Source organism: Crocosphaera sp. Alani8, assembly GCF_038442745.1.
Taxonomy (GTDB): domain Bacteria; phylum Cyanobacteriota; class Cyanobacteriia; order Cyanobacteriales; family Microcystaceae; genus Crocosphaera.
The window spans coordinates 12,666-22,049 of sequence record NZ_JARVCN010000486.1 but is presented as its reverse complement, the minus strand read 5'-3'; the positions used below and the strand labels follow the sequence as shown (position 1 = coordinate 22,049).

12 protein-coding genes are annotated in these 9,384 nt (G+C 38.7%); 6 read left to right on the top strand and 6 right to left on the bottom strand.

The window, feature by feature from the left end; translation table 11 throughout:
* Positions 1–165 precede the first annotated feature (165 nt).
* Positions 166–1,020 carry a lysophospholipid acyltransferase family protein gene (locus tag P9B04_RS24015; protein WP_342057474.1) on the top strand — a complete coding sequence of 285 codons (855 nt, stop codon included), beginning with the start codon at positions 166–168 and terminating at the stop codon, positions 1,018–1,020.
* 40 nt (positions 1,021–1,060) lie between these two features.
* Here the strand turns inward: P9B04_RS24015 and P9B04_RS24010 are convergent, their stop codons facing one another.
* The gene (locus P9B04_RS24010; RefSeq protein ID WP_342057473.1) at positions 1,061–1,270 is read right to left on the bottom strand and encodes a glycogen debranching protein; all 210 of its coding nucleotides are present in this window, start codon (positions 1,268–1,270) and stop codon (positions 1,061–1,063) included.
* A 76-nt stretch (positions 1,271–1,346) separates the two neighbouring features.
* Between P9B04_RS24010 and P9B04_RS24005 the strand changes: the two genes are divergently transcribed.
* Positions 1,347–1,601 carry a BolA family protein gene (locus P9B04_RS24005; RefSeq protein WP_342057472.1) on the top strand — a complete coding sequence of 85 codons (255 nt, stop codon included), beginning with the start codon at positions 1,347–1,349 and terminating at the stop codon, positions 1,599–1,601.
* A 134-nt stretch (positions 1,602–1,735) separates the two neighbouring features.
* Positions 1,736–2,059, top strand: coding sequence for a Grx4 family monothiol glutaredoxin (gene grxD / locus P9B04_RS24000; protein ID WP_342057490.1), 324 nt, complete (start codon positions 1,736–1,738; stop codon positions 2,057–2,059).
* Positions 2,060–2,165: 106 nt separating this feature from the next.
* On the opposite strand, the gene P9B04_RS23995 is transcribed toward grxD, so the two are convergent.
* Complete coding sequence (locus P9B04_RS23995) at positions 2,166–2,414, bottom strand: DUF6761 family protein (RefSeq protein WP_342057471.1); 249 nt, start codon at positions 2,412–2,414, stop codon at positions 2,166–2,168.
* Between the two features lie 325 nt (positions 2,415–2,739).
* Between P9B04_RS23995 and P9B04_RS23990 the strand changes: the two genes are divergently transcribed.
* A complete protein-coding gene (locus P9B04_RS23990; RefSeq protein WP_342057470.1) occupies positions 2,740–3,519 on the top strand; it encodes a response regulator transcription factor in 780 nt (259 codons plus the stop codon).
* Positions 3,520–3,542: 23 nt separating this feature from the next.
* On the opposite strand, the gene sbcD is transcribed toward P9B04_RS23990, so the two are convergent.
* The 4 genes from sbcD to P9B04_RS23970 all read right to left on the bottom strand — a co-directional run bounded on the left by sbcD (position 3,543) and on the right by P9B04_RS23970 (position 6,821).
* Positions 3,543–4,763: an exonuclease subunit SbcD gene (gene sbcD / locus P9B04_RS23985; RefSeq protein WP_342057469.1), complete on the bottom strand. Its 1,221-nt coding sequence runs from the start codon at positions 4,761–4,763 to the stop codon at positions 3,543–3,545.
* 61 nt (positions 4,764–4,824) lie between these two features.
* Positions 4,825–5,436: a hypothetical protein gene (locus P9B04_RS23980; RefSeq protein WP_342057468.1), complete on the bottom strand. Its 612-nt coding sequence runs from the start codon at positions 5,434–5,436 to the stop codon at positions 4,825–4,827.
* Between the two features lie 109 nt (positions 5,437–5,545).
* Positions 5,546–6,307, bottom strand: coding sequence for a type I methionyl aminopeptidase (gene map / locus P9B04_RS23975; RefSeq protein ID WP_342057467.1), 762 nt, complete (start codon positions 6,305–6,307; stop codon positions 5,546–5,548).
* Between the two features lie 94 nt (positions 6,308–6,401).
* Positions 6,402–6,821: a DUF1824 family protein gene (locus P9B04_RS23970; protein ID WP_342057466.1), complete on the bottom strand. Its 420-nt coding sequence runs from the start codon at positions 6,819–6,821 to the stop codon at positions 6,402–6,404.
* A 312-nt stretch (positions 6,822–7,133) separates the two neighbouring features.
* Between P9B04_RS23970 and P9B04_RS23965 the strand changes: the two genes are divergently transcribed.
* Both P9B04_RS23965 and P9B04_RS23960 read left to right on the top strand, forming a co-directional pair.
* Complete coding sequence (locus P9B04_RS23965) at positions 7,134–8,105, top strand: ribose-phosphate pyrophosphokinase (protein ID WP_342057489.1); 972 nt, start codon at positions 7,134–7,136, stop codon at positions 8,103–8,105.
* Between the two features lie 127 nt (positions 8,106–8,232).
* On the top strand, positions 8,233–9,297 hold the full coding sequence (locus P9B04_RS23960) for an NAD-dependent epimerase/dehydratase family protein (protein ID WP_342057465.1): 1,065 nt from the start codon (positions 8,233–8,235) through the stop codon (positions 9,295–9,297).
* The last annotated feature ends 87 nt before the right edge of the window (positions 9,298–9,384 follow it).

Sequence of the window (9,384 nt, the reverse complement as noted above, 5' to 3'; positions counted from 1 at the left end):
CATTAATAAAAAATGAAAATAATATTTTCTAATATAAAATAGAAAAAAATAGTCTGACCATATTGGGAAAAGGAACAACTAATAACCTATAACTAGGTTTCCCCCTAGAAAAATATTCGAGTATTGTTGTAACATAAGTTTACAAAGCCTATCATAATTCACTCTATGAAATCATCAAAAACGTCAAATCAAGGATTAGGATGGTCCCTTGATGAACGAGATCCCAAATTTATAGAACAAATGATGCCCTACTGGAAATGGTTTTATGAATACTACTTCCGAGTAAAAACCGACGGGTGGCATAATATCCCCACGGAGGGACCTCTTTTATTGGTGGGGTCTCACAATGGGGGTTTGGCTTCTCCGGACACCTCTATGATGATATACGACTGGGTTCGTCGGTTTGGGACAGAGCGTTTATGCTATGGATTAATGCACCCGTCTGCTTGGCAAATAGACTCTCCAATCTTGAAGGCGGCCATGAAAGTTGGGGCAGTGCGGGCCCATCCGAAAACTGCTGTTGCTGCTTTGAAAAAGGGGGCTAGTGTTTTAGTCTACCCAGGAGGCGCACAAGATGTATTTCGCCCTTATAGCGATCGCCACAAAATCGAACTAGCGGGACGAAAAGGGTTTATTAAATTGGCATTACGGGAAAATGTCACCATCATCCCCGCGATTTCAGTGGGATCTCACGAAACCCTATTTGTGATCGGAGACTGTTACGAACAGGTGAAAATGCTACATCAGTGGGGTTTACCCTGGTCCAATGAAGCCGATCCAGAAGTTTTTCCCATTTACCTTGGTTTACCCTGGGGAATTGGTATTGGTCCTGCTCCCAATATTCCTCTTCCCATGCCTATCCACACCCGTATATGTCCCCCCATCGTCTTTGAACGTTACGGTAGGGAAGCCGCCAGCGATCGCAATTATGTGGATGATTGTTATGATTTAGTTTTGACGAAAATGCAGCAAGCTTTGGATCGACTGGTGATTGATGCTAGAAAAGAATCGTTCTGTTGAGGTAATTTTATCAACTGACTAAAAACAGAAGTTCACTTGATTATACATTCAGTTTAAGTGCGTTAACGGGAACTTCATCCCAGGAGTCCACCGTTCTTAAACTAGCTACCCATCCTTCTTGTTTTTGTGTTTCAGTGAGGTTATTTAACCAGGTTTGATGACAATCTTCTGCTGAATGTCGATCACGGCAAGCAATGCAAGAGTAGATTATTCCGGAAGGATCAATTTGTTCGTTTACCCAAATAGTCATTATCTTCTTTGTTCTTTTATTAAATCGACTGTAAACTAATTGTAGTATTTTTATTCGTTTTTCATAGAAAAAGCCAATGGTTGCACTTGCAAAAGTTGAAAACATGATTAAAACTCAACTCCCAGATGCTCAAGTCGTAGTTAGGGATCTAACCGGTGGGGGAGATCACCTGGAAGCGATCGTTGTCTCTGCCGAGTTTGAAGGAAAAACCATGATTAAGCAGCATCAATTAGTCTATGGCGCACTTCAAGACGCTATGGCATCGGAAGCTATTCACGCTCTAGCTTTAAAAACCTATACCCCTCAAGCCTGGGAGGCTGCCCAGAGATAAGGAGTCGGGAGAGAGAAAGGGAGGAAGAACACTAAAAATTAACTACCTCTTAATTATTTTTACCTCCTAAACCTTCTTTAATTAAATCTGACTCTATTATCATGAAATAAATTCCTCAAGGAGTAAGTATGACACTGACACCTGAACTCAAAGAAAAAATTGACCAACTCGTTAACAGTCATAAGATACTGGTTTTTATGAAGGGTGCTAAGTTAATGCCTCAATGTGGTTTCTCTAACAATGTGGTGCAAATTCTAAACACTCTTGGCGTTCCTTTTGAAACCGTCGATGTTTTAGCTGATGAGGAAATTCGTCAAGGAATTAAAGAATATTCTAGTTGGCCAACCATTCCTCAAGTCTATATCAATGGGGAATTTGTTGGTGGCTCGGATATTGTTTACCAAATGTACCAAGATGGTGATCTACAGCAAATGGTAGAGGTAGCTTTAGCTTCTTAAAAAAACTAGCCCGCATAAGCGGGCTAAAGGACGATTTCCAAAAAGTCTAGGATTGTTAAGTGCATTTTTTTGACCTATTGAGAAAAAGTAGAAGTCAAACAGGGAGTTAGTAATAATCGGCTTCTGGTTCTAAAGCTGGTAATTCAAAATTAGAAGGATCGCGGAAAAAACGCCAAGCATCTTCTTCTAAACGATGGATTAAATAAGGTTCTAAAACGTCTACCTGGCGGAGACAAGAAATATAACCTTCCATGTAAGACTGTATTTCGTCGAAGCGACGACCTCGATTCCACAAGTCTACCATGCTGTCTGTTAGGTTTTGATAGTAACGAATTGCCAAGGGATGTTGTAGCATAATTAATCGGTGGAAATGACTTAAAAAGAGAGTTTTGTAAAAAATAAATGATTAGATTTTAGTAAATCATTTAGGAAAAAACAAGCTATAACATTCGGATAGATGAAGAAAACTAAAAAAATGTTAGCAATTCATCACTTTGTATTCTATCCTTGTATTATACATTTGAACGCTGCATGGGCAAATTGAATAGTGCAAGCACAGATTATATAAAATCTTAATGCTTTCTTAGGAAATGCCCGAAAACACCGTAGCAGATGTTACAAACTCTTAATAGTACGTTTGCTAGGCTAATGACTGTCAAATTAGAAGGACAAAAACTAAGGTGAGTCTAATTTATACCGCTATTGTGGAGGGAAATCCTCATCTACGCTCATTATTAGGTTGGCATTTGCAACAGGCAGGTTACACTGCGCAACAATGTGCTAATCTGCAACAGGCCAGAAGCGTATTTAATCGTCGTCAACCTACCTTAGTGATTCTTGATGCCGATCTATCAGACGGAGATCCTCTAGAATTGTGCCGATGGCTTCATCAACAACGGCAGTCCATGATTTTTATTTTATCAGCCCGAAGCACGGAAAAAGATATTGTCAAGGGATTGAGTGCAGGAGCCGATGATTACTTGACTAAACCTTTTGGGATGCAAGAATTTATGGCTCGGGTAGAAGCGTTAATCAGACGGGTTCGAGTAGCGGCGGCACCTTTGTTTCTCGATTATGGCGACCTTAAAATTGATTTAGTACAGCGTCGAGTACAATTTAGGGGGGATTTTGTAGATTTAACCCCTCAAGAGTTTAGTTTATTGTATGTGTTGGCTCAGGCTGAAGGAAGTCCCCTCAGTCGCACAGAATTACTGCAAAGGGCCTGGCCAGAAGCGATCGATAACCCCCGTACCATTGACACCCATGTTTTGTCTTTACGCAAGAAAATTGAAACCGATCCCCGTCAACCCAGCTTAATTCAAACGGTTCGCAATGTGGGTTATAGATTCAACAATGAAGTAAGTCAAAGTAGTTCAGTTTCTCCAACTACTTCATCAGCAACTCAAGGCACTAAAGTGGGAGAGGTTGAACCTATTAAGTTTAATAAGTTATCTTCTTGAGCCGACTCAAAGATAAAATCGTCTCATATTTCGTTTAATAACAATTCCGCAGCTTCTACCATATCATCTGCGATATCTTTGATGTCTTCTCGATTATCAAGATAGGTTTTTAGAGCTTCGATAGGGTCTAAACTTTTTCCAATTCCCAATTCTGGTAGACGGGGACGAGAGGATTGACTAATGGTTTCGGGACGAATAGTGTAACTATGGGCGGTTTTTAAAGCTTCGTTAATTATATTATTGTTGATTAATTCTAATTGTTCAGAGCGAATTTGATAATTAACCCTCACCACCGCGTCTTCAACGGTATTTTTTTTGATCGCTTCCACTAATTCAGTTTGAGGATCTTCTGCTTGAGAAATATCAACCTTTATAGTTAGAAAAGGGCGCGCAGGCAAAGGGCAAAAGTTCCAGTCAACTTCTCCTTTTTTTAAGTTTAATACAACATAGCCTTTTTCTTCTTTTTCTTCGCTAAAGTCAACCCTTTCTATACTGCCTGGATAAATCACAGGGGGGTTATTATTAGCATTAAGGTTCTGATGTTTATGGACATGGCCTAACGCTACATAATCGAACTCAGGACGAATTAATAAAGAAAGAGGAATGGTAAAACCTCTCCCCACTGCTAAAAACTGCTCTGCGCCAAATCTGGCACGACTAACCATTAAATGACCTAGTAAAATTGTCGGAATATGAGGATCTAATTTTCTAATTTCTTCTTCTAAAACAGGTTCTAAAGCTTTGATTAATAACTGGTTGATTTCCTCTAGAGATAAACCTTCTGTTTTGGACTTTGTTAACAGAGAAGAACGAGTTAACCAAGGTAAGGTAATAACTTGTATTGCACCGTTTTTAGTGGCTATTTTATGGGTAATTAAGTTATCTCCCACAGTGAAACCAGGAACCGCTAAGGTGCGGTAAATACATAAACTCGCTCCTCCATTTCCTTGAGAATGTTGGTCGTGGTTTCCTACTAATAAAACGGCGGGAATATTGGCATCAGCTAAGCGTCGAAATTGAGAAGCAAAAGCTTCTTGAATGTAGGGTGGGGGAGTAGCATCAGGAAAGGCATCCCCCCCAAATAAAACCAGGTCAACGGGTTCATTGATTGCTCGATCAATACACAAGCTTAAACAACTCACAAAGTCTTCTAAACGGGTATTTAGTCCGGTTTCGGGGTTTATTTTTCCGTGAGAAAATCCGCTACCAAGATGAATATCTGAAAAATGGAGAACTTTAATCATAATAAGAAGTTATCATCAATAAGGTCAGATTTGCTTTCCTTAAATTAACAGATAAAATTATTTATGATATTTTGATTTGTTTTAACATTTGTTCAATTTTACTATTATCATAGATGTGATTTAGTAATTCTGGTACCCATTCCAATGTAGCATTAGGAGCGTTACTAAGCTGTCGAATTTTATCTAGGAAAAGATAAACTTGATCGTCTAAATTAGAAACAGATTGACGTACAATATTTATGAATTGAGATGAACCTGCAAGTATTCCATGACCTTCGTTAGATATCATTAAACCCCAAGTTCCCTTATTAGAATAGATTACGTATTCCATCCAATCATCCATGTTTAATTTTATGCCATCGGAGGGAATGTTAGATGGTGAGCTTACATATTCTTCTAATAGTTCAGATAAGGAAATAGAATAATGATTTGGTACCTCGTGGTATCTAAATATGTTGGTTAAATAACAGTTTTCTTCTTTCAAACTAGAAGCAGCTTTAACGATTCCTTCGATTAAGTTTGGTTCAATATAGCTACTACAAGGAAAAACAATCAAACTTTCTTCGATGCTTGAATTAACACATTCTTCATAGGGATAATTCTGAGTAAATACTTTTTGCAAGATTGGCTCTGCTTCTTTTTCGTACTGCGATTCTGTTAGAATATATACCATATTGCTCCACTCATTTTCGAGGGATCTTTTTACATGAAATCAAATTCTTGAGAGTTCTTAACTGTAACCCCAAGAAATTAAGGGGTTTCAGAGCTAAGTTTTTTAACAATTAATCGGGTAAGGTTAAAATTTCTACACCGCTTTCTGTCACAGCAATGGTGTGTTCAAACTGTGCCGATAACTTCCCATCTTTAGTAATAGCAGTCCAACCATCTTTTAAGATAACTGCTTCCCAGGTGCCTTCATTAATCATTGGTTCAATTGTAAATACCATCCCTGCTCGTAATTTCTTGCCCTTTCCCCGTTTACCGTAATGGGGTATTTGGGGGGCAGTATGAAAAACATTACTAACACCATGACCGACAAAATCCCTAACTACAGAAAATCCTTGAGGTTCAGCGCATTCTTGAATAACAGCACCGATGTCGCCAATTCTTGACCCTGGTTTAACTGTTTCAATAGCCTCCATCAAACATTTTTCTGTAACTTCTACTAATCTTTTTGCCAAGGGAGAGGGGGTTCCCACAAAAAAAGTTCTTGAAGTATCGCCGTGATAACCATCTAGAATGGGAGTGACATCAATGTTAATAATATCCCCTTCTTTGAGAATTTGTTTAGCATTAGGAATACCATGACATACAACATGATTAACGCTGGTACAAATAGACTTAGGAAACCCGTGGTACCCGAGAGGTGCGCTAACTGCCCCCTTTGCTTGAGTCCATTTTTCCGCTTCATCGTTGATGTCTAAAGTGCTAACCCCTGGTTTAACCATCGGGGTTAAATGATCTAATAGTTGGGCGGCTAAACGTCCAGCGCGACGCATTTTTTCAATCTCTCGTTTCGATAATAAAGTGATGGTTTCTCCCATGTTTTTGCCGTGAAATTAACTAATAATCCTTTTATTCAATGATACCAAACTTCCAGATGAGAAGCTTTAGGAATGGTAGACAAACAAATAAAAATTACTCAAATAAATTGAGAGGAAAATGACCGTAGGTTCCTACTAAGTTGTGGTTATCAGATTGACAAGAAATTAACACCCCTCGATAACTTCCGTTATAGTAATCCACATAGTAGGACATGGTTTCTGTGTTGAATTTAATGTAAACGGGGGTTTCGTCGGGAACAGAGGGAGCTTTATCTAGACTTTGACATAAGTCTAAAGCTTTCAGGTAACTTTCAAGAGTTTTAAATCCTTCCTGGAAATTATCAGCACAAATACCAATATTTTCTGTTTCGCATAGACTAGAGACGACTTTTATCGCTTGACGTAACTTGTGTTTATCGGCTTCAAAATCCACAATTTTAATCTGAAGACAGCTATAATCTTTGAGAATTTTGAGAGCCTCATCAACGTTTAAACTAGAATTGGCTTGAGTCATTATAATTGCTCCCGATGAGTTTGTTAGGGAAAAAAATGGTATTGAATTAATGGACGGTTACTAATCTATCCTATGACGGTCAGGGTGATCAGGAAATGAACTACTGATGTTTTTAAGATTTAGTCCAGAATATTATCATTTGTACTTATTTTCGAGAAAATCCAAAATTTCTCTGTAATTTCTCTCTTCTAACTGGAATCTAGGTATGATTAAAATAGTAATAAATATGCTCAGACAATGGGAAAACCTGAGATGATAGAATTGCCATGAGTTGAGGGTCAAGAGTCTGCTGTGAGTCATACTCCAATATTAATGCAACATCTGCCGGTGTCTTCATTGTCAGATAATAACCGTCTCAGTCTGTTTTGTGGATCTTCTAATATGCCTCTAGCCCAGGAAGTTGCCCGTTATTTGGGGATGGACATTGGGCCGATGATTCGTAAACGTTTTGCTGATGGGGAATTATACATCCAAGTTCAAGAATCTATACGAGGATGCGATGTTTATTTGATTCAACCCTGTTGTAATCCAGTTAACGACCATTTTATGGAATTATTAATCATGATTGATGCTTGTCGCAGGGCATCAGCTAGGCAAATTACTGCCGTGATTCCTTATTATGGTTATGCTAGGGCTGATCGCAAAACCGCCGGACGAGAATCTATTACCGCTAAATTAGTGGCTAATTTAATTGTAGAATCTGGTGCCAATCGGGTTTTGGCAATGGATTTACATTCGGCACAAATACAAGGTTATTTTGATATTCCTTTTGATCATATTTACAGTACCCCAGTTTTACTCAATTATTTTGCGACAAAAGACCTTTCAGATATTGTCATTGTTTCTCCCGATGTGGGAGGAGTGGCCAGAGCAAGAGCTTTTGCTAAAAAATTAGACGATGCACCTCTGGCTATCATTGACAAACGTCGTCAGTCCCATAATGTGGCTGAAGTAATGAATGTTATTGGGGATGTCAAGGGTAAAACCGCCGTCTTGGTGGACGATATGATAGATACTGCCGGAACCATAACCGAAGGAGCGAAGTTACTCCGTGAAGAGGGAGCAAGACAAGTTTATGCCTGTGCTACCCATGCGGTATTTTCAGGTCCTGCTATTTCTCGCCTATCCAGTGGGGTATTAGAGGAAGTAATTGTTACCAACACCATTCCCATTCCAGAAGAACACCGTTTTCCACAGTTAACAGTTCTGTCTGTGGCTAATCTCTTAGGGGAAGCAATTTGGCGTATTCATGAGGATACTTCTGTTAGTAGTATGTTTCGTTAAATTAATGACAAGATGATTATTTCTCTCAACCCTAACCAAAAAGGTTAGGGTTGTTGATTATTGTTATTTTCGCACAAGTCAACTATACTGCTAACCATCCGCTTTCTAAATTTTATATTAAATAGCAATGAAAATCGTTTTAGTAACTGGGTCAGCCGGATTGATTGGTTCTGAATCAGTGAAGTTCTTTTGCAATCGAGGCTATACTGTGGTAGGCATCGATAATGATATGCGTCGCGTTTTTTTTGGCGAAGATGCTTCAACTGAGTGGAACCGTATTCGTCTGACAGAAGAATATGGCGATCGCTATATCCACTATGGGGCTGACATCCGCGATCAAGAAGCGATCGCAGAAATTTTTAAAACCTACGGCACTGACATCGAGCTAATTATTCATACTGCAGCTCAACCTTCTCATGACTGGGCTGCGAAAGATCCCCACATGGATTTTAGTGTCAATGCTAATGGAACTCTAGTCTTATTAGAACACACCCGTCAAATTTGTCCAGAAGCGGTGTTTATTTTCTGTTCTACTAATAAGGTGTACGGAGATACCCCAAATAATTTACCCTTAATAGAGCAAGAATTTCGTTGGGAAATCGATTCTAGTCATTCCTATAATCAAGGGATAGATGAGTCTATGAGTATTGATCAATGTAAACATTCTTTGTTTGGGGCTTCTAAAGTTGCGGCAGATGTGTTAGTCCAAGAATATGGCCGTTATTTCAACATGAAAACTGCTTCATTTCGTGGTGGATGTTTAACTGGTCCGAGTCATTCGGGAACCAAGCTTCACGGCTTTTTATCCTACTTGATGAAATGTACCATGACAGGGGGTAAATATCAGGTTTTTGGTTACAAAGGAAAACAAGTCCGAGATAATATCCATAGTTTTGATTTGGTGAATGCGTTTTATCATTTTTATCAAAACCCTGGAGTAGCAGAGGTTTACAATATTGGAGGAAGTCGTTATAGTAATTGTTCGATGTTAGAAGCGATTCAACATTGTGAGGCTATTAGTGATAAAAAACTAGATTGGGAATATGTTGAAACTAATCGCATTGGTGATCATATTTGGTGGATTAGTGATGTTCAAAAATTCAAAAATCACTATCCTAGTTGGGAATTTACTTATAATGTTGTCGATATTCTCAAGGAAATCTACCAAAATAACATCGAAAGATGGGGGTAGGTTCATATCCTAATCAGGGATAATTGATGAGATATCTTTTTATCGGTTATCAGTTACCGTTGCTTACTATTATCTTACACCTCAGAC

Excerpts from the sequence above, each read along its gene's own strand:
- P9B04_RS23970 (WP_342057466.1), bottom strand. The coding sequence starts at position 6,821 with ATGACTCAAGCCAATTCTAGTTTAAACGTTGATGAGGCTCTCAAAATT.
- P9B04_RS24005 (WP_342057472.1), top strand. The coding sequence starts at position 1,347 with ATGGTTGCACTTGCAAAAGTTGAAAACATGATTAAAACTCAACTCCCA.
- P9B04_RS23995 (WP_342057471.1), bottom strand. The coding sequence starts at position 2,414 with ATGCTACAACATCCCTTGGCAATTCGTTACTATCAAAACCTAACAGAC.
- P9B04_RS24010 (WP_342057473.1), bottom strand. The coding sequence starts at position 1,270 with ATGACTATTTGGGTAAACGAACAAATTGATCCTTCCGGAATAATCTAC.
- P9B04_RS23960 (WP_342057465.1), top strand. The coding sequence starts at position 8,233 with ATGAAAATCGTTTTAGTAACTGGGTCAGCCGGATTGATTGGTTCTGAA.
- P9B04_RS24015 (WP_342057474.1), top strand. The coding sequence starts at position 166 with ATGAAATCATCAAAAACGTCAAATCAAGGATTAGGATGGTCCCTTGAT.
- map (WP_342057467.1), bottom strand. The coding sequence starts at position 6,307 with ATGGGAGAAACCATCACTTTATTATCGAAACGAGAGATTGAAAAAATG.
- P9B04_RS23965 (WP_342057489.1), top strand. The coding sequence starts at position 7,134 with ATGCAACATCTGCCGGTGTCTTCATTGTCAGATAATAACCGTCTCAGT.
- sbcD (WP_342057469.1), bottom strand. The coding sequence starts at position 4,763 with ATGATTAAAGTTCTCCATTTTTCAGATATTCATCTTGGTAGCGGATTT.
- P9B04_RS23980 (WP_342057468.1), bottom strand. The coding sequence starts at position 5,436 with ATGGTATATATTCTAACAGAATCGCAGTACGAAAAAGAAGCAGAGCCA.